Origin of the sequence: Lacibacter luteus (assembly GCF_004118265.1) — a bacterium.
In the GTDB taxonomy this organism is placed as follows: Bacteria; Bacteroidota; Bacteroidia; order Chitinophagales; family Chitinophagaceae; genus Lacibacter; species Lacibacter luteus.
In genome coordinates this window covers 1,560,600-1,579,002 of sequence record NZ_SDHW01000001.1, presented here as the reverse complement: position 1 = coordinate 1,579,002, position 18,403 = coordinate 1,560,600, and the positions used below count along the sequence as shown (strand labels likewise).

Genomic DNA, 18,403 nt, shown 5'->3' with positions numbered 1-18,403 from the left:
ATTTCTTTCGGAATGTTTGTGCTGCAAATAACCGCTTAACGTGATTCGTTTTTTTTCCGGCAACAATCCTTTAAATGTTTTTACACTTTTCTTTTTAGGGCTGCTCATCAAGCTGCCTTATTTTACAGCGCCGGTTATTCCGCAAATACAGGAAACCGATGGTTTTTTGTACATCGAATTGCTGAAGGTGTTGAAACAGCCAGGTTCTGTTTTTCCAACACTCTATCCCATTTTTGCGTTTGTATTATTGTTTACACAAGCCATCACTTTTAACGGACTGGTGAACGATCAGAAACTGTTTCCAACACCTCATTACCTGCTGGCACTTTCGTATTTGGTAATTACAAGTGTAGTTCCCGAATGGAATGTGTTATCGCCGGCATTAATTATCAATACCATTCTTGTAATAACCTGGCCACGCATGGTGGAGTTATACCATCATCCCAAACCCAAAACAGTATTGTTTAATATTGGCTTTGGTTTTGGTATTTGTTCCTTCTTTTATTTTCCTTCAGCCTATCTTCTGTTGTTACTGATCGTTGCACTTTTGCTATTCCGCTCTTTTTATTTAACGGAATGGCTTATCGCTATACTCGGTATTCTTACTCCGTTTTATTTTTTACTGGTTTACTTTTTTGTGTGGGATAAATGGTACATGATTGAAGCGGTAGTGCCAAACCAGTACCTGCGGTTACCAAACATTCGTTATAGCTGGGAGTTTTGGATAAAATTTTCGTTGGTGGTGTTTCCATTGTTGGTGGGGTTGGCTACCAGTCGCCGTTATTCGGTGCGCATGTTGGTGCAAACCCGCAAAAGCTGGAATTTTATGATCTTTTATCTCATCATCGCCTTATTTATTCCATTTATTAACAGCTTACCCGGACTTGCTCATTGGGTGCTGGCAGCTGTACCCATCAGTCTTTTTCATGCAGCATTTTATTATTATCCCAAAAAGAAAACCCTGCCCGAACTTATTTTTTGGCTAGGCCTTTTGTGGATCGTAGCAAATTATGTGTTACTGAACAGCTAATCGGCCTCAATCCTTACCTTTGCGCTTTCCTTTTTATTATGAAATGAGCCAGAGAAATTATCGAGCAATTTTATAGCCAGCGATGATAGTTTTTATGGCGAATAACATGTGGCCAAAATCAAATAAAAAAATTAGCACGTGAAATTTGGTATCGTTGTATTCCCCGGCAGCAATTGCGACAGAGACATGCAGGACTCTCTGCAAAATGATTTGAACCAGGAAGTGATTATGCTTTGGCATAAAGACAAAGACCTGAGTATGTTTTCAACCGAAGATTGTATTGTATTGCCTGGTGGCTTTTCCTACGGCGATTACCTGCGTTGCGGCGCTATTGCCCGTTTCAGCCCCATGATGGAAAGTGTAATTGCCTTTGCCAACAAAGGCGGTAAAGTACTGGGTGTTTGTAATGGTTTTCAGATCTTGTGCGAAAGCCATCTTTTACCGGGTGCGTTATTGCGCAATGCCAATCAAAAATTCATTTGTAAGAATGTTTATCTCACTGGCGTAGGCGGTTCGGGTTTAAAAATTCCGATTGCACATGGTGAAGGCCGTTATTTTGCCGATGAAAAAACATTGGATGCACTGGAAGCAAACGACCAGGTGATCTATCGTTACAGCGATGAAAACGGAAATATCATTGCTGAGGCAAACCCCAATGGTGCCATCCGCAATATTGCCGGTATTTGCAATAAAGAAGGCAATGTATTTGGAATGATGCCACATCCCGAGCGTGCTACATCCGGAATTCTGGGTAACACCGATGGTCGTGCAATCCTCAACAGTTTGTTGATCAACGCTGCAGTAGCCATCTAAACTGTATTTATTGCACGTAGATAGTATTGTAAAAGTTTTGTGACTTTGATGACATTTCAATAACCGATTTGGAGGCATCTTTGCAGCAGAATTGTAAAAGAAACAGCATGAAAAGAATGATAGCAACACTGGCATTGGTGTTTATTTCAGTTGCCGTATTTGCACAAAGCGGAAGCAAAGTAAAATGGGATTTTATTGTGAAGAAGCTTGGCGACAAAAAATACGAGATTCGTATGGTAGCCAATATTCAACCCGGCTGGCATTTATACAGCCAAACACAAAGCAGCGATGCAATTGCATTACCCACAACCATCAACTTTGCCAAAAATCCATTGATCGTTGTTAGCGGCAAGCCAAAAGAAGTAGGTAAACTTACCGATGCGTTTGATAAAGCCACCAATTCACGTTCACGCTTTTATTCAAATAAAGTAGAGTTTGTGCAGGTGGTAACTGTAAAATCGAATGTAAAAACATCCATTACAGGCGATGTGGAATTTATGGTTTGTGATGATAAGCAGTGCCTGCCTCCCGATAAAGCAAAGTTCAGCGTAAAGCTCGAAGGTTAACGAATACAAACGATCCCGTCTCATACAAGACGGGATTTTTAAATCAATCATATTATGGGTTTAAGTTTACGCAGGATCGTTTTTCTTGTTTCAACTTTTTTTCTGTCGCTCTCTGCATTTGCACAGGATTCATCGTTTGTGCAATGGACTGTCAGTAGTAAAAAAACAGCAACAGGCGAATATCAATTACAATTTAAAGGAAAGGTGCAGGGCGGAAAAATGCTGTACCTGTTTACAAAAGATGCAGAGGGTCTCGATTCTATTGCCGTACAGTTTACCGATAGCAGCATTGCAAAGAAAGGTCCTTTGCAAATTAAAGGAGGCAGCAGCAGTTATGCCGATCCTGTGTTTGATAACAAATCTGTACTCATTGCAAACAACGAAGTAAACCTTACGCAGGATATTGTAATTACGGGAGTAGTGCCGGCATTGCTTAAAGGTTCACTTGTTTACACAACTGGTGGCAAAGATGAGTTTTTACCCGCACAGGAATATTTGTTTGATGTAAAGATGGAAGGTGGTGTGGCGCAAACAGCACGCATCAAAATAAACAGCATCGACCTGAAAAACACTGCCAGTAATTGTGGCGACGAAGGAACAGAAGGAAAAAGCTTGTGGGGTATTTTTCTGCTGGGCCTTGTAGGCGGATTTATTGCATTACTTACACCCTGCGTATTCCCTTTAATACCGTTAACGGTATCGTTCTTTACAAAACGAAGCGGTAGCAGAGCAAAAGGCATCCGCAACGCATTGCTCTATGGCTTTTTTATTTTCTTCATTTATATTTTGCTCAGCATTCCGTTTCATTTGCTCGATCAAACCGATCCGGAGATACTCAATAATATTTCAACCAATGTTTGGCTCAACATCATATTCTTTATTGTGTTTGTGGTGTTTGCTGTTTCCTTCTTTGGTTATTTTGAAATAACACTGCCGGGCAATTTTGCTAATAAAGCCGATTCAAAAGCAAGCGTTGGAAGTACGCTTGGTATTTTCTTCATGGCATTAACACTGGCAATTGTTTCCTTCTCCTGTACAGGTCCAATTCTCGGTTCTTTGCTTGCAGGTGCATTAACAAAAGATGGAGGTGCCATGCAGTTGAGTTTTGGTATGGGAGGCTTTGGTTTAGGACTTGCATTGCCATTTGCTTTGTTTGCAATGTTCCCGAACTGGCTGCAATCATTACCAAAAAGCGGCGGTTGGTTAAATACTGTAAAAGTGGTGTTGGGCTTTTTAGAACTGGCAATGGCGGTAAAATTTTTAAGCAATGCAGACCTGGTAAAACAATGGCATATACTGCCACGTGAAATATTTATTGGCATTTGGGTAGTCATTGGGTTCTTACTGGTATTATACTTACTGGGTGTTATTAAATTTCCCCACGATGATAAGAAGGTGAAGATTGGTCCTGTGAGATGGACGACGATTATTCTTTTTTCAGTTGCTACTATTTATCTCATTCCAGGGTTAACCAATACAAAGTGGGCAAGTTTAAGATTGTTGAGCGGATTCCCGCCTCCATTAACCTATTCACTTTACGACAAAGAGGTTTTTGAACCCTTACGTGATTATGATGAAGCATTGGAGTTGGCAAGAAAACAAAACAAACCATTATTGATCGACTTTACCGGTTGGGCATGTGTAAACTGCAGACGAATGGAAGAGAATGTGTGGACTAACTCCGATGTGCTTGATTTGATGAAGAACAAATTTGTGGTTGTATCGCTTTATGTTGATGAACGAAAAGTTTTGCCCGCAGCACAGCAGCAAACATTCACTACAAAAACAGGCGGTAAAAAAGAAATTATTACTGTAGGCGATAAATGGGCAACCTTCCAAAGCGAAAATTTTAATGCAGTAGCTCAACCGCAATATGCTATTGTTGGCTTAGACGAAACTGCTCTTACCAAAACAAAGGGTTATACGCCAAGTGCGGCAGAGTTTAAGCAATGGTTGGAGTGCGGGTTAGAAGCGTTTGGCAAGAAAAAATAAATATAACAAGGCAGTAAAATAAAAGCAGGCTTCTGGCCTGCTTTTATTTTATAAAAAAATCCCTCCGGTAAACGGAAGGATTTTGATTTTGTCAGGTTCTCTTTTAGGAAATGATTTTTACAGAGCGATTTGTTTTTCAGTCATCATTTTACGCATATTGATGAGCCCGTAACGCATACGACCCAATGCAGTATTAATGCTGCAGTTAGTGAGCGTTGCAATTTCTTTAAAGCTCAGATCGGCATAATGGCGCAAAATGATTACTTCACGTTGTTCCTCAGGTAACAGATCGAGCATCCGGCGGATGCGATCATAACTCTGGTTTTTCATTATACGTTCTTCAGCATTGTCGTTGCTGAAATTGATAACTTCAAAAATATCGTGGTTGTCACTTGTTTTAATTGTTGGCGCACGCTTTACCCGGCGGAAATGATCTACGCATAGGTTATGTGCAATGCGCATAGCCCAGGGTAAAAATTTCCCTTCTTCGGTATAACGATTGCTGCGAATAGTATCAATTACCTTGATAAACATATCCTGGAAGAGATCTTCGGCAAGGTATTTGTCTTTCACCAGCAGGAAAATAGAGGTATAGAGCTTGTCTTTATGACGCAGCACTAAACATTCCATAGCTTCGGCATTGCCATCTTTAAACAGATGAACAAGCTGTTGATCGGTAAATTGTTGATACAGATGCATACACTTCTACAGTTGATGGTTTTCAATAAAGGGTTTCAGGGCTGGTTAAGCAAACTGAAAATTGTTAAGTAGAAGTTGATGCTATAGGCGAAAGAAATTTGGGTTTCTGATTTGATATTGAAATTCTGAATAAAAATAATAGAAAGAAACGAATCCTCCAACATTCTGAATTATTTAACGTATTACCACGCAGCGTACTAATGGTATTTTCCCCCACCTGTCGTACAAGGCCGACAAGCCCTCCGAAATTTTTTTGCTGAACGAAATTTGTTCCATTCCTATAAATTTTAGCATTTTTTCGTAAGCCATCTGTTATTCTGCTAAATTTGTTTTCTATGGCTACAGCGGTTAAAAAAAAGGGAATGGATTTATCCGCTCCTTTAAAAAAGGACGACATTTTCATTAAAGGCGCACGTGTACACAATCTCAAAAATGTTTCTGTAAAAATTCCACGCAACAAGTTTGTGGTGGTAACAGGTGTGTCGGGCAGTGGTAAGTCATCGCTTACAATTGATACACTGTATGCCGAAGGTCAACGCCGTTATGCCGAAAGCTTAAGTGCTTATGCCCGCCAGTTTTTAAACCGGATGAACAAGCCTGATGTTGATTACATTAAAGGTTTGTGCCCTGCTATTGCTATAGAACAGAAAGTAATTACCCGCACACCACGCAGTACTGTGGGCAGTATGACAGAGATCTATGATTACATGCGGCTGTTGTTTGCACGTGCAGGTAAAACAATTTCACCCGTTAGTGGCAGAGAAGTAAAGAAAGATGATGTAACCGATGTTGTAAATGCAATTAAGAATTGTAAAGAAGGGTTGAAGATATTGCTGCTTGTAAAATTTCCGATGCATGCAAAACGAAGCATTAAAGAAGAATTGAACATTTTGCTGCAAAAAGGATTTACGAGAGTATATAAAAAAAATGTTTCAGCGAAAGCGAAAGCAGAAGGCGGAGAAATATTGCACATTGAAGAGTTGCTGGAACAAACCGAAAAAGACTTAAAACTTTTATTTGATGCGGACAGTGCAAAATCGGTAATGCATGTATTGGTAGATCGCTTAGTGGCTAAAGAATTTGATGAAGATGATTTACACCGTATAGGCGATAGCGCCGGTACTGCTTTTTTCGAAGGCGAAGGAGATGTTTATCTTGAAGTTGACGGAAAACAGTTGCAGCATTTTTCGAACAGATTTGAACTGGACGGAATAAAGTTTGAAGAGCCTGTTCCCAATTTATTTTCTTTCAATAATCCTTATGGTGCCTGCCCCGTTTGTGAAGGTTTCAGCCAGGTGTTGGGTATTGATGAAGATCTTGTTATTCCCGATAAAAGTTTAAGTGTGTACGAAGCTGCAGTAGCACCATGGAAAGGGGAGAAGCTTGGCTGGTGGAGAGAACAGTTTATTAAAGCAACCGCAAAAACAGGCTTTCCTGTTCATAAGCCAATTATTGATTTAACCAAACAGCAATACGAACAATTATGGAAGGGCGTAGGTACTGCATTGGGTATTGATGATTTCTTTAAAGAAGTTGAACAGAATTTATACAAAGTTCAATACCGTGTTTTGTTAAGCCGTTATCGTGGACGTACAACCTGTACTGATTGTGGCGGCTATCGTTTACGCAAAGAAGCATTATATATTAAAATTGGTGATAAGCATATTGGCGAGCTATGCGAAATGCCGGTAAAGGAATTAAAAATTTGGTTTGATGATCTGAAGCTAAGCGATTATGATAAAGGTGTAGCCAAACGCATTCTGCTTGAAATTAATAATCGTGTACAAACCTTGCTTCATGTGGGGCTTGGTTATCTTACATTGAACCGTTTAGCCAATACATTGAGCGGTGGCGAAAGTCAACGCATACAGCTTACACGATCGTTGGGCAGCAATCTTACCGACTCTTTATACATACTCGATGAACCTTCCATTGGTTTGCACCCAAGAGATACAGCCAATCTCATCAGTGTATTAAAAGAATTGCGCAACCTTGGTAATACTGTTGTTGTAGTTGAGCATGATGAAATGATGATGCGTGAAGCAGATTACATTATCGACATGGGGCCGCTGGCCAGTCATTTAGGAGGTGAGGTAATTGCAGAAGGCGACTACGATGCCATCATCAGCAATAAAAAAAGTTTAACAGGCCGCTACCTGAGTGCTGAATTGCAGATACATGATTTCGGCAAACCTCGTAAATGGAACCGCAGTATTAAAGTGGAAGGTGCCCGCCAACATAATTTAAAAAACATCAACGCAGAATTTCCACTGAATGTATTGTGTGTTGTAAGCGGCGTAAGCGGTAGTGGTAAAACAACTTTGGTTAAAAATATTCTCTATCCTGCGCTCAGTAAGCTAAAAGGCGAGTTTGGCGATAAAGCAGGTATGCACAAACAACTAAGTGGCGATATTGACTCCATTGCACAGATTGAAATGGTCGATCAGAATCCTATTGGAAAAAGCAGTCGCAGTAACCCCGTTACATACATTAAAGCATACGATGAAATACGAGATGTTTATTCCAGTCAGCCATTAAGTAAAATACGTGGCTTTCAACCAAAACATTTTTCATTTAATGTGGATGGTGGCCGTTGCGATGCTTGTAAAGGCGAAGGCGAACAGATTGTAGAAATGCAATTCCTTGCTGATGTACATCTTACTTGTGAAGTATGTGGAGGTAAACGTTTTAAAGAAGAAGTACTGGAAGTGAAGTACAACGATAAAAGTATTCATGATGTACTCGAAATGAGTGTAGATGAAGCAATTGATTTCTTCCGTGCTGAGAAAGATCTTGTAAAGAAGCTGATGCCGTTAAGTGATGTTGGTTTAGGTTATGTAAAGCTTGGACAAAGCAGTGATACCTTAAGTGGTGGTGAAGCGCAACGTGTAAAACTGGCATCGTTTCTTGGCCGTGGTAACGGGCAGGGAAATATTCTGTTCATTTTTGATGAGCCAACAACAGGCTTGCATTTTCACGATATTAATAAACTCCTGAAAAGCTTTCATGCATTAATTGAGAAAGGACATTCGGTATTGGTGATTGAACACAATACAGATGTGATTAAACGGGCCGATTGGGTGATTGATCTTGGCCCCGAAGCCGGTGATGCTGGCGGAACACTTGTTTTTGCAGGACTGCCGGCTGATCTTACTAAACAGAAGAACAGCCAAACAGCAAAGTTTATTTAGCGGATGATCATTTGATGATTATAACGTGCTCCTTTTTCTGTGCAAAGAACTAAAGTGTAGCTTCCTTTTGGCAACTGTTGTATGTTTAGTTCAATATACCCTGTGCCTGCTTTGTATTGCTGCGAAAGAACATTTGCACCGTAAAGGTTGTACAGGTTAACAGAAAGAACACCATCAGCAAGAGTAGTTTGTGTTCTTATTTTCGCTACTGTAGAAACCGGGTTAGGATAAATGCTCAGCGCCTGCGTACTTTTATCTTCTACCTGTTCAATGGAAGTGTAGTAATAAGTATCTGTAACACTTCTGCCTATTACACGGTAATATGTTTTTCCCAACGACAATTGGGTATCGGTAACGCTGTAAGTATAGCTGGCCGAAGAATTATTTTTTGCATCAACAGATGAATAACGTTGCCAGTTTCTTGCATCACTGCTCTTTTCAACTACATATTCCGCTATATCGCTTTCTGCTGAAACAGTCCAGGAAACCACTGCGTGTTTTTGTGGAGAAAGCCGAACGATGAAGGACTCAAATTTAACAGGTAAAATGCTTGCAGAAAATCCGCTTGGCGATACGCTTGAAGAACTGGTGGCCCTGGCAGGACCAATAATTGTTCCATCTACATTGCCTTTAAATTTTGTTACACCACCAATGCTGATAATTTCAGAAGGCGAACCTGTGCTTGTGAGGAAACCTCCCATATACACTGTAATGGTTGAGTTGGTGCCAAGGTTAATTTTACCGCCGGAAAGGAAGTTTAATGTGCCATAAACAAGAATTACAAGATCGGGAGCAGTGCTGTACACGTTGGTTTTAACACTCATAACAACACCTAGAGGTATAACAACGGTATCTCCACTTTGCGGAACTGCTGCAGGCGACCAGTTACTGGCTACAGACCAGCCTTGACCCGAGTTTCCGATAGCTGTTTTCCTTTGCCCATACATAAGTATAGTACTTAGCAGGAAAAGAATGATTAATGCGGTTGGTTTCACGGAGTATGGATTTTGGATTTCAAAAATAAGGGTAACTCCTTATTTTATATATAGGGTTAACGCCCGTTATTTGGTAGGGGTAAATTGTGAAACCTAAAACGTATAACTACGAGAAATTTTACGAAATAAAAAAGCCGCTGCAAAAATTGCAACGGCTTCATTATTTTAAAAAAGCTGTTTAGCGTAAACGGTCCATGCTCTTTATCAACTTCTCATCTTTACGAATACCTAATACTGCAAGTAGAAAGAATACCGGCACTACAAAACTAAAAACAGAAGTGAGCGTGTAATTACCTTCAATAAATACTGCTGTTTTTTGAATATAGAGGAACAATACTGCAAGCTGCAATACCAGTCCCGCAAGCGACAAGCGCATTTGCAGCTTACGGTTTTTAAACAGAAAGATGCTTACCACAGCAAGTAAGGCTACTGCAACAGTAAGTACCAATAATAAAAAGCCTCCTGTACTGCCGCTTAACTGTTCAAACAAAACAGCATCTTTTTTGCCGCTGTAAAATGAAAGCTTTAAGCTGGCAAAAGAAGCTGCTGCAGCCAATAATAACCAAATGGTTTGTATGCGTTGAATCATTGTTTGTATGCTTTAAGCTTAGCCTAATTCGGGGTATAAAGGAAACTGTTCCATAAATGCATTTACTTCCTTACGGATGCCTGCAAGAATTGCTTCATCGTCTGCATTCATCAAACTGCGGTCAATTACATCAACTACAAAATCCATGTGTTCTTCTTTCATACCACGTGATGTAATTGCTGCAACGCCAGTACGGATACCGCTTGTTACAAATGCACTCTTATCATCGAACGGAACCATGTTTTTGTTTGTAGTAATATCGGCTTTACCTAAAACGCCTTCGGCTTTTTTACCGCTGATGTTTTTATTACGAAGATCTATCAGCATCAAATGATTATCTGTACCGTTTGAAATGAGTTGGTATTCTCTTTTAACAAACGATGCTGCCATTGCCTGCGCATTTACCTGCACTTGTTTGGCATAAGCTGTAAAATCGTCGCTGAGGATTTCGCCAAAAGCAACTGCTTTTGCTGCAATTACATGTTCAAGCGGCCCGCCTTGCTGCCCTGGGAATACTGCCAGGTCAAGCAGGTTGCTCATCATGCGAATGTTGCCTTTTACATCTTTCAATCCAAACGGATTTTCAAAATCTTTATGCATGAGGATGATACCGCCACGTGGCCCACGCAATGTTTTGTGTGTGGTAGATGTTACAAAGTGACAATGCTCGAAAGGTGAGCTCAGCAATCCTTTAGCAATTAAACCTGCAGGGTGAGCCATATCGCACCAAACAAAAGCGCCAACTTCGTCGGCAACTTTACGAATGCGTACATAATCCCAATCACGGCTGTAAGCACTTGCTCCGCAAATGATCACTTTGGGTTTTACTTCTCTTGCTTTTGTTTCGAGCATTTCATAGTCAACAATACCTGTTTCCTTTACCACACCATAAAAATGTGGTTTGTATAATTTACCGCTGAAGTTTACAGCAGAACCATGTGTTAAGTGGCCACCCATGCTCAGATCCAAACCAAGAATATCATCGCCGGGTTGAAGAATAGCACTTAAAACGGCTGCATTTGCCTGCGCACCACTGTGGGGCTGAACGTTGGCATATTCGCAGTTGAAAATTTCTTTTAAACGATCGATGGCTAATTGTTCGGTTTGATCCACAATTTCGCAACCACCATAATAACGGCGTCCGGGATAACCTTCTGCATATTTGTTGGTTAATACGCTGCCCATGGCCTGCATTACCTGCAATGAGGTAAAGTTTTCTGAAGCAATAAGTTCAATGCCATGACGCTGACGCTGAAGTTCCTGGTTGATGAGGTTGAAAATGACTGTGTCCCTTTGCATGTGAAGTTGTTCGTTTATTTGATGGATTGCTGCCCGAAGAACAAAACGCTGAAGTGTGCGACGCAACAACAGCCGATAAAAGCACTACTGCCCGTACCACAAACAAAAACGTTCTGTTTGGCGGGGCAAAAATAAACCACAAGCTTTGCTGTACCTAATTCGTTTGTAAATTTTATAAACAGTATTTGCAGATGAACTTACATTCGTTCAGTTAAAATGTGCTACATTAGCCGCTTCGGTAGCAGATTACGATAGATTATGAAGGCAATTATCCCTGTGGCAGGTGCAGGTACCAAACTGCGGCCACATACATATACTCAACCCAAAGCGCTCATTCCTATTGCGGGAAAAACTGTGCTCAGCATTATTGTTGAACAGTTGCAGGAAGCCGGTGTGCAGGATTTTATTTTTATTACCGGTTACCTGGGCGAAAAAATTCAGGATTACATCAAGGAAACTTTTCCAACCATCAACAGCACGTTTGTAAACCAGGGCGAACGCCAGGGTTTGGGGCACGCCATCTTACTTACAAAAGATGCTGTGCAGCATGACGAAGTGATGATCGTACTTGGTGATACCATTTGCGAATACAATATTAAAGAAGTGTTGCAGAGCAATGTTTCAATGCTGGCGGTGAAGAAGGTAGATGATCCACGCAATTTTGGTGTGGCAGAAGTTGATGAGGAAAGCCTTATTCATAAAGTAGTAGAGAAGCCGCATATACCAAAAAGCAATATGGCACTGGTTGGTATTTACAAGATCATTGAAACCAATATGCTGTTCGATTGCCTGGAAGCAAATTTTCGGGAAGGGGTGAAGAACAGAGATGAATACAGTTTAACAGATGCATTACAATGCATGATCGAAAAGGGTACAACCTTTCAATCGTTTAAAGTGTTGAACTGGTTCGATTGCGGTAATAAAGATTCGTTACTGGAGTCGAATGCTACATTGCTTAAAAAATTCGGCACATCTATTTCTCCCGATCACAGGTTTGAAAATGTAATTATTGTTGAACCTGTAAGCATTGGTAAAAATTGCGAAATACGCAATTCTATTGTTGGTCCGAATGTGGCAGTGGGCGATAATACCACCATCAACTATTCCATTATTAAAGAGTCGATCATTGGTTCGTATGCCGACCTGTTTGATATTGTACTGGAAGAAAGTTTGATTGGCAGCGATACAGAAGTAAAAGGCGAAACAAGAAGCCTCAACATTGGCGACAATACAGAAATTGATCTGGGGTAGGCTGTTTGAAGTTTGTGGTTTCGGGTTTATCGTTTAAGGCAGCATCGTCTTAGTTGCTAACTGTTTTGCTTAGCTTGCTTGTACGTTTACTAATTCTTCAGAATCTTCTTTATGATGTTTTCCAACCGCATTACGCAACTTTTTGGTATTGAAAAACCAATTGTTCAGGCAGGTATGATCTGGGCAAGTGGTTGGCGGCTTGCAAGTGCAGTAAGTAATGCAGGTGGTTTGGGTGTACTTGGCAGTGGTAGTATGTATCCCGAAGTTTTGCGTGAACATATTAAAAAATGTAAAGCAGCCACTACCAAACCTTTTGCTGTAAATGTACCGTTACTTTATCCCGATCTTGATCAACACATCAACATCATTATTGAAGAAGGAGTAAAGATTGTTTTTACAAGCGCCGGTAATCCTAAAACTTATACTGCTAAACTGAAGGAACAGGGTATTACTGTTGTGCATGTAGTAAGCAGCAGTAAGTTTGCTTTAAAAGCGCAGGAAGCAGGATGTGATGCAGTAGTAGCAGAAGGTTTTGAAGCAGGTGGCCATAATGGCCGTGAAGAAACAACAACATTGGTGTTAATTCCAGCTGTTAGAAAAGCTGTGCATATTCCTGTTATTGCAGCGGGTGGTATTGCAACAGGCAGACAAATGCTGGCAGCCATGGTGCTTGGTGCAGATGGGGTGCAGATAGGAAGTCGTTATGTAGCAAGTGAAGAAGCAAGCAGCCATACGAACTTCAAACAAGCGGTTATCAAAAGCAACGAAGGCGATACAGTGCTTACCTTAAAACAACTTGCTCCTGTTCGTTTAATTAAAAACGAATTTTACAAACAGGTACAGGAAGCCGAACAACGTGGAGCAGCCAAAGAAGAAATGCAGCAGTTGCTTGGTCGTGCAAGAGCCAAAAAAGGAATGTTTGAAGGAAATTTACAGGAAGGTGAACTCGAAATTGGACAAGTAAGTGCTTTGCTCGACGACATTTTACCTGCTGCAACAATTACTCAAAATATCTGGCAGGAATTTTTAAACGCATTGCAAAACCCGCTTCACACTTAATTACTCGATCGTTATTTTTTCCAGCTTCTGTTCTAACTCTTTCAGCAACTCTTCTTTTTGTAATAGTTTCTCTTCCATTAATTCAAGTTCCGGAGCAGGAATTGAAATTCCGGGTTCCAACATTTCCGGATGCAAAAGCAGGGGCATTTCTTCAATTTGCACAAGTGTTTCGGTTTCGCAGTTTGTTAATAACCATAGCCGGTGAAGCTGGCTGGCGTTCGACCAAAGAAGTGCTGCACACAAAACGGTGATCAGTAAAATCTTTTTTGTTGTTGTAAGATGATAAGGCATAAGAAATATTTGTTCAAATATTACGATAATATTCGTAGATTTGAAAGGTCAGCCTGATTTTCAGAACAATTTAACAAGCAGGGCCATCATAAAAGTTTGAAAAAATCAGTTCTGATAGTGTAACTTTAAACTCCTGTCATCATCACCATCAAAACCATTGTTATGAAGAAACTATTGATTGCAACGATCCTCATGACTGGTATTTCTGTTAGTGCGTATGCAACTGCTGATAAAGGAACCGAAACCGGTACTGTACAAGGAACAATAATTGATGCGGAAACCAAAAAGCCTGTGGCTAACGTAACCTTTAGTGCTACAATCCGCAAAGCATCGTTTTTTAAAGAGATCGTAACCGATGCAAACGGTAATTTTAAGATCAACAACGTACCTGTTGGAGAACACACAATCGTCATTGATAAAGTTGGTTATCGTGCAAGTAAAAAAGAAGCCATCCTTGTAAAAGAAGGCTTGGTTTTAAAACTGGAATTTGAAGTGGTAGAAGCCGAAGAAGAAATACACGAACCGCTTATATCGCCCATCACAATTCATTCTTTTTAAGTTTTAAATAAAAAAATCCCCCGGTGTTTACCGGGGGATTTTTTTTATGCAGAAAGGTTATGCTTTTTTTATAGCCCATTTGATCATCTCTTTCCAGCTTGCTTTCTTACCATACATCAAAATACCGGTACGGTAAATTTTTGCACTTAGCCAGGTTGTAAAGAAAAAGCCTGCTATCAGCAATACCATCGATAAACCTAATTGCCAGTAAGGAACGCTTTCCGGAACACCGGAAGGAATGCGTCCCATCATTACTATTGGTGAAGTAAACGGAATAATGCTTCCCCAAAATGCCAGTGGCCCCGATGGATTTTGAATAGTTGACGTAAGCATGATGAATCCAAAGATGATAGGCATGGTAATCGGCAACATCAACGATTGAGCTTCCTGCGGATCTTCATTAATTACACTGCCAACTGCAGCAAATAAAGATGCATAGAATAAATAACCTCCGAGGAAATAAAACAGGAAACAACCAATGATCAATGGCCAGTTAGCGCCTGCAATATCTACACCTGTACTTTGAGCAATCATATTGGCAACACTGCTGCTTTGTGCAGCACCGCCCGGTATTGCCTGCCCGTTTTGTGCCTGTTGCATCATTTCGGGCGACATGATCAGCGGCAAAATGTTCATCAGTAAACCAATTAAGATGATCCATAATAATAATTGTGTTAAACCAACTGCAGCAATGCCGATAATTTTGCCCAACATCAGCTGAAAAGGTTTTACACTGCTTACCATTACTTCGGCAATACGATTTGTTTTTTCTTCCATTACGCCACGCATTACCGAAGCGCCATAAATAAACAAGGTGATGTAAATAATAATACCACTGATGAAACCAACAATGCTGCTGAGTTTTTTGTTGCCTTCTTTTAATTCGGCACCCGATACTTTGTAAGAGCGATAGTTGAGTAAGTCTTCATCTTCACTTTGTGCATGAATTGAATCGAGGATGGCACGGCTTACACCTTTTGCAAGCAACAGGCGTTCTTCGTTAATTTTCTGCAATTGCTTTTTAATAGCTTCGTCTGTTGCAAGACCTAATTCTTTTTCTGAATAAAGCCGTGCCGAATCTGCATTGGTATTGTCTTTTGAATAAACCAGCAGCAAACCATCGTAACCATCTTTACGGTAATTGCTCATGTTTACGTTTTCAGGATAACCATAAAATGCAGCATCGCTGTTTTTCAATTTGTTTTTGTACAAACCGGTTTCGTCTTTTACAGCAATTTTATATTGTTTGATGGATTTGGCTCCGAGGTAGGCTGAGCCAAAAATAAAAACCATCATTACCAACGGCAGTAAGAAGGTTGAAAGCAGAAATGTTTTATTACGTACACGGGTTAAGTATTCCCGTTTTATGATGATGACGATCTTGTTCATAGTAAAAGTTTAAGCAGTAACTGTTTGGAATTGGCGTGATGTAGGTGTGCCTTCTACCAGGCGAATAAAAATTTCGTTGAGCGAAGGAAGTATTTCGTGGTAGGCTACAATTATACTTTGCTGATTAATGAAATGCAGCAGTATATCGTTCGATTGATAACCTTCGTTGATTTTTAATGTAAGATTATTACCATTCTGCTTAACAATGTTGAACGATGGGTGTTGCAATGCTGCCGGCAACTTATTTAACTCTGCATTGAAAATATGTTGCTTAAACTGTTGCTTTACTTCTTTTACGCTGCCGTCGAGAATTTTATTGCCTTTGTTTACAAGCACAATATGATCGCAAATTTCTTCAACCTGTTCCATACGATGTGTGCTGAAGATGATGGTGGTGCCTTTTTGCGCCAGGTTGTAAATTTCATCTTTAATCAAATTACTGTTTACAGGATCAAGTCCGCTGAAGGGTTCATCAAGAATTACGAGTTTTGGTTCGTGCAGTACTGTTGTTACAAATTGTAATTTCTGTCCCATACCTTTCGACAGGTCTTCCACTTTCTTATTCCACCAGCTACCCATTTCAAACCGTTCGAACCAGAATTTCACTTTGGTAAATGCTTCCTGTTTGCTTAAGCCTTTCAGTTGGGCCAAGTACATGGCCTGTTCGCCTACTTTCATTTTTTTATACAGGCCACGTTCTTCGGGCATATAACCAATATCGATCACATCTTTTACCGGGTCGAATTTTTTGCCGTTCAGTAAAATAGTACCTGCATCAGGATAAAAGATGCCCGTTATCATACGGATCAAGGTTGTTTTACCTGCACCATTTGGTCCGAGTAAACCGAAGATGGATCCTTTTTCAATGGAGAAGCTGATATCGTCAACAGCTTTTTGCGAAGAAAAATATTTCTTCAGGTTCTGAATTTCTAAAATGGTATTCATACAATGTATTAGAGTGCCGCTTGCAGCATTTGTTACAAGGTAAAGAAGAAATTTTAAGTTCGGTTAGCGATGGATAAGTGTATCAGGCGCTCTTTGATGCGTCAGACACTGCAGCAATCATTGCAGCCACACGTTCGCCATCCATTGCAGCACTTACAATGCCACCTGCATAACCCGCACCTTCGCCGCAAGGATATAGTCCTTTGATCTGCGTATGTTGTAACGTTTCATTGTCACGGGGAATACGAACCGGCGATGAAGTTCTCGACTCTGTTGCTACCACTACCGCTTCGTTTGTAAAGTAGCCACGCATTTTTTGTCCGAACGCTTTAAAACCAAGTCGAAGATCATCAAAAACAAATGGCGGAAGAACCTGACGAAGATCAACACTGTTAAGCCCGGGTAAATAGGAACAATCGGGGAGAGAAGAAGATGTTTTCCGGTCGAACATATCTGCCATGCGTTGTGCAGGAGCTACAAATTTTCCCCCACCGGCAACAAACGCTTTTTGTTCGATTGCTTGTTGAAACTTCATCAGCAATAGTGGATCGTTTTCATCTATTTGGATTTTGGTTTTTGGTCCCGAAAGCTTTCGGGATTGTTTTTTAATGTATTCAACTGCATCTTTCACTTCAATTGTTACCACCATACCACTGTTGGCAAATGCATTGTTACGTTTAGATGGGCTCCAGCCATTTACTACTAATTCGCCGGGCGATGTTGCTGCAGGTGCAATAATACCTCCGGGGCACATGCAAAAACTAAATACACCTTTGCCTTGTACCTGTTCAACCAAGCTATAAGAAGCTGGCGGTAAAAATTCGCTGCGAACCGAACAACGGTATTGAATAGAATCGATGAGCGATTGCGGATGCTCAATACGAACACCCAACGCAAAAGGCTTTGCTTCTATTGCAATTTTGTTTTCATGCAGCAATTCAAAAATATCTCTTGCACTATGGCCGGTTGCAAGAATAACAGCATCGGCGTATAATTTCTCGACATGGTTGATCTCAATGCCTTTTAGCACATCACGCTCAACAATAAAATTGGTAAGCTTTGTTTCAAAATGAATTTCACCACCACAGTCAATAATAAATTCACGCATGGCAGTAATAATATGCGGCAGTTTATTGGTGCCGATATGCGGATGACTTTGGTATAATATTTTTTCTTCTGCACCAAAGCGTACAAAGAGTTGAAGAATACGATCAATGCTTCCACGCTTACTGCTGCGTGTGTATAATTTGCCATCGCTGTATGTGCCTGCGCCACCTTCGCCAAAACAATAATTACTTTCAGGATTTACTTCGCCTTGCTTGTTTAAAGCAGCAAGATCTCTTCTTCTTGCACGCACATCTTTTCCTCTTTCAATAATAACGGGTTTAATGCCTGCTTCAATTAAACGAAGTGCTGCAAACAAACCTGCAGGGCCCGCACCAACAACAATAACTTTTTTTGAAGCATTGTGCACATTTTGAAAAGTAAATTCAACTCCCTGTCGATCCTGTACAGGTTCATTAATAAATGCCTGTAGAGTAAGATTTATATAAGCTTGCTTGCTGCGTGCATCGATAGATTGTTTTTGAATGTAGTAACCCGAAACTGCTTCGCAAGCAACACCTGTAACGTTTGCAATTTCTTTTTTTATTGCAGTACTGTCTGCAGCCAACGAGGGCAATAAGCGAAGTGTAATTTGTTGTTGCATATGTGTCAGGCAGTTAACCTAAAAACTA

The 18,403-nt window shown here is 40.5% G+C and carries 16 protein-coding genes; 8 read left to right on the top strand and 8 right to left on the bottom strand.

Annotation, left to right across the window (positions count from 1 at the left end; all coding sequences use genetic code 11):
* Nucleotides 1-40 precede the first annotated feature (40 nt).
* The 4 genes from ESA94_RS06180 to ESA94_RS06165 all read left to right on the top strand — a co-directional run bounded on the left by ESA94_RS06180 (nt 41) and on the right by ESA94_RS06165 (nt 4,401).
* Entirely contained in the window at nt 41-1,030 is a 990-nt protein-coding gene (locus ESA94_RS06180; RefSeq protein WP_129129955.1) for a hypothetical protein, read from the top strand.
* Nucleotides 1,031-1,168: 138 nt separating this feature from the next.
* A complete protein-coding gene (purQ, locus tag ESA94_RS06175; protein WP_129129954.1) occupies nt 1,169-1,843 on the top strand; it encodes a phosphoribosylformylglycinamidine synthase subunit PurQ in 675 nt (224 codons plus the stop codon).
* Nucleotides 1,844-1,950: 107 nt separating this feature from the next.
* Nucleotides 1,951-2,409 carry a protein-disulfide reductase DsbD domain-containing protein gene (locus ESA94_RS06170; RefSeq protein ID WP_129129953.1) on the top strand — a complete coding sequence of 153 codons (459 nt, stop codon included), beginning with the start codon at nt 1,951-1,953 and terminating at the stop codon, nt 2,407-2,409.
* A 54-nt stretch (nt 2,410-2,463) separates the two neighbouring features.
* A complete protein-coding gene (locus ESA94_RS06165) occupies nt 2,464-4,401 on the top strand; it encodes a protein-disulfide reductase DsbD family protein (RefSeq protein ID WP_129129952.1) in 1,938 nt (645 codons plus the stop codon).
* A 117-nt stretch (nt 4,402-4,518) separates the two neighbouring features.
* On the opposite strand, the gene ESA94_RS06160 is transcribed toward ESA94_RS06165, so the two are convergent.
* Nucleotides 4,519-5,100, bottom strand: a complete 582-nt coding sequence (locus ESA94_RS06160) for an RNA polymerase sigma factor (protein WP_129129951.1) — start codon at nt 5,098-5,100, stop codon at nt 4,519-4,521.
* Nucleotides 5,101-5,462: 362 nt separating this feature from the next.
* Here ESA94_RS06160 and uvrA point away from each other — a divergent pair, with 362 nt between their 5' ends.
* Nucleotides 5,463-8,291 (top strand): excinuclease ABC subunit UvrA, encoded by a 2,829-nt coding sequence (gene uvrA / locus ESA94_RS06155; RefSeq protein ID WP_205755915.1) that lies wholly within the window; start codon nt 5,463-5,465, stop codon nt 8,289-8,291.
* On the opposite strand, the gene ESA94_RS06150 is transcribed toward uvrA, so the two are convergent.
* The 3 genes from ESA94_RS06150 to ESA94_RS06140 all read right to left on the bottom strand — a co-directional run bounded on the left by ESA94_RS06150 (nt 8,288) and on the right by ESA94_RS06140 (nt 11,174).
* Entirely contained in the window at nt 8,288-9,286 is a 999-nt protein-coding gene (locus tag ESA94_RS06150; RefSeq protein WP_129129949.1) for a T9SS type A sorting domain-containing protein, read from the bottom strand. The genes uvrA and ESA94_RS06150 overlap by 4 nt on opposite strands.
* Before the next feature lie 178 nt (nt 9,287-9,464).
* Nucleotides 9,465-9,875 carry a DUF4293 family protein gene (locus ESA94_RS06145; protein ID WP_129129948.1) on the bottom strand — a complete coding sequence of 137 codons (411 nt, stop codon included), beginning with the start codon at nt 9,873-9,875 and terminating at the stop codon, nt 9,465-9,467.
* Between the two features lie 18 nt (nt 9,876-9,893).
* The gene (locus ESA94_RS06140) at nt 9,894-11,174 is read right to left on the bottom strand and encodes a serine hydroxymethyltransferase (RefSeq protein ID WP_129129947.1); all 1,281 of its coding nucleotides are present in this window, start codon (nt 11,172-11,174) and stop codon (nt 9,894-9,896) included.
* Between the two features lie 258 nt (nt 11,175-11,432).
* Between ESA94_RS06140 and ESA94_RS06135 the strand changes: the two genes are divergently transcribed.
* On the top strand, nt 11,433-12,425 hold the full coding sequence (locus ESA94_RS06135; protein ID WP_129129946.1) for a sugar phosphate nucleotidyltransferase: 993 nt from the start codon (nt 11,433-11,435) through the stop codon (nt 12,423-12,425).
* Between the two features lie 111 nt (nt 12,426-12,536).
* The gene (locus ESA94_RS06130; RefSeq protein ID WP_240670998.1) at nt 12,537-13,484 is read left to right on the top strand and encodes an NAD(P)H-dependent flavin oxidoreductase; all 948 of its coding nucleotides are present in this window, start codon (nt 12,537-12,539) and stop codon (nt 13,482-13,484) included.
* Here the strand turns inward: ESA94_RS06130 and ESA94_RS06125 are convergent, their stop codons facing one another.
* A complete protein-coding gene (locus ESA94_RS06125; RefSeq protein ID WP_129129945.1) occupies nt 13,485-13,775 on the bottom strand; it encodes a hypothetical protein in 291 nt (96 codons plus the stop codon). It abuts the gene before it with no gap.
* 162 nt (nt 13,776-13,937) lie between these two features.
* Here ESA94_RS06125 and ESA94_RS06120 point away from each other — a divergent pair, with 162 nt between their 5' ends.
* Nucleotides 13,938-14,333 (top strand): carboxypeptidase-like regulatory domain-containing protein, encoded by a 396-nt coding sequence (locus ESA94_RS06120; RefSeq protein WP_129129944.1) that lies wholly within the window; start codon nt 13,938-13,940, stop codon nt 14,331-14,333.
* A gap of 57 nt (nt 14,334-14,390) precedes the next feature.
* Here the strand turns inward: ESA94_RS06120 and ESA94_RS06115 are convergent, their stop codons facing one another.
* The 3 genes from ESA94_RS06115 to ESA94_RS06105 all read right to left on the bottom strand — a co-directional run bounded on the left by ESA94_RS06115 (nt 14,391) and on the right by ESA94_RS06105 (nt 18,375).
* Nucleotides 14,391-15,722: an ABC transporter permease gene (locus ESA94_RS06115; RefSeq protein WP_129129943.1), complete on the bottom strand. Its 1,332-nt coding sequence runs from the start codon at nt 15,720-15,722 to the stop codon at nt 14,391-14,393.
* A 9-nt stretch (nt 15,723-15,731) separates the two neighbouring features.
* Nucleotides 15,732-16,667: an ABC transporter ATP-binding protein gene (locus ESA94_RS06110; RefSeq protein ID WP_129129942.1), complete on the bottom strand. Its 936-nt coding sequence runs from the start codon at nt 16,665-16,667 to the stop codon at nt 15,732-15,734.
* Between the two features lie 82 nt (nt 16,668-16,749).
* A complete protein-coding gene (locus ESA94_RS06105; RefSeq protein WP_129129941.1) occupies nt 16,750-18,375 on the bottom strand; it encodes an NAD(P)/FAD-dependent oxidoreductase in 1,626 nt (541 codons plus the stop codon).
* Between the last annotated feature and the right edge of the window lie 28 nt (nt 18,376-18,403).

Bases quoted from the DNA above. Each gene is read 5' to 3' on its own strand.
- ESA94_RS06170 (WP_129129953.1), top strand. From the start codon at position 1,951: ATGAAAAGAATGATAGCAACACTGGCATTGGTGTTTATTTCAGTTGCC.
- ESA94_RS06115 (WP_129129943.1), bottom strand. From the start codon at position 15,722: ATGAACAAGATCGTCATCATCATAAAACGGGAATACTTAACCCGTGTA.
- ESA94_RS06130 (WP_240670998.1), top strand. From the start codon at position 12,537: ATGATGTTTTCCAACCGCATTACGCAACTTTTTGGTATTGAAAAACCA.
- ESA94_RS06145 (WP_129129948.1), bottom strand. From the start codon at position 9,875: ATGATTCAACGCATACAAACCATTTGGTTATTATTGGCTGCAGCAGCT.
- ESA94_RS06160 (WP_129129951.1), bottom strand. From the start codon at position 5,100: ATGCATCTGTATCAACAATTTACCGATCAACAGCTTGTTCATCTGTTT.
- ESA94_RS06135 (WP_129129946.1), top strand. From the start codon at position 11,433: ATGAAGGCAATTATCCCTGTGGCAGGTGCAGGTACCAAACTGCGGCCA.
- ESA94_RS06165 (WP_129129952.1), top strand. From the start codon at position 2,464: ATGGGTTTAAGTTTACGCAGGATCGTTTTTCTTGTTTCAACTTTTTTT.
- ESA94_RS06120 (WP_129129944.1), top strand. From the start codon at position 13,938: ATGAAGAAACTATTGATTGCAACGATCCTCATGACTGGTATTTCTGTT.
- ESA94_RS06105 (WP_129129941.1), bottom strand. From the start codon at position 18,375: ATGCAACAACAAATTACACTTCGCTTATTGCCCTCGTTGGCTGCAGAC.
- uvrA (WP_205755915.1), top strand. From the start codon at position 5,463: ATGGATTTATCCGCTCCTTTAAAAAAGGACGACATTTTCATTAAAGGC.
- ESA94_RS06140 (WP_129129947.1), bottom strand. From the start codon at position 11,174: ATGCAAAGGGACACAGTCATTTTCAACCTCATCAACCAGGAACTTCAG.
- ESA94_RS06125 (WP_129129945.1), bottom strand. From the start codon at position 13,775: ATGCCTTATCATCTTACAACAACAAAAAAGATTTTACTGATCACCGTT.
- ESA94_RS06110 (WP_129129942.1), bottom strand. From the start codon at position 16,667: ATGAATACCATTTTAGAAATTCAGAACCTGAAGAAATATTTTTCTTCG.